A 609-nucleotide genomic window follows, 5' to 3' on the forward strand; every position below is an offset into this window, starting at 1 on the left:
TCTTGAGACTGTCTACACCGTTTTCGATCATATCTGGAATATGGTCAATCATGGACATGTCAACGGCTGACATCGAAAATTCTTCTGGGATTTCACCTTTAAGACTCTTACGTTCTTGGCCAAATGGCATGTCGTAGAGGTCGTATTTCCAACGGCAAGACTGTGAACAACCACCACGGTTGGCATCACGCATACTCATGTGGTTTGAGAGCGTACAGCGACCTGAGTAAGAAATACACATAGCTCCATGGACAAAGGCCTCAATCTCAACATCAGTGCGTTTGCGAATCTCTGCCAATTCTTCCATTGAAACTTCACGGGCCAAAACCACGCGAGTTAGCCCAAGTTCTTTCCAGAACTCAAGAGTTTCATAGTTGGTCGCACTGGCTTGGGTAGAGAGGTGTATTTCAAGACCTGGTGCTTCTGTTGCTGCAATCATAATCAAGGCTGGATCTGACACGATAACTGCGGCAATCCCAATGTCACGCAACTTACGGAACCATTCTCCAGCACCAGCTTCATTTCCTTCGTGCATAACCATGTTAGCAGCCACATAGACCTTGGCACCGTACTTAGCAGCAAACTGCACGCCTTCTTCCATCTGTTCAA

General features: G+C 46.8%; 1 protein-coding gene. It reads right to left on the bottom strand.

Annotation, left to right across the window (positions count from 1 at the left end; translation table 11 throughout):
- Positions 1–609, bottom strand: a 609-nt coding sequence (locus tag GMD4S_RS10045; protein ID WP_000363654.1) for a peptidase U32 family protein, incomplete at both ends; no start/stop codon positions are given.

This window comes from Streptococcus sp. GMD4S, assembly GCF_000296955.1.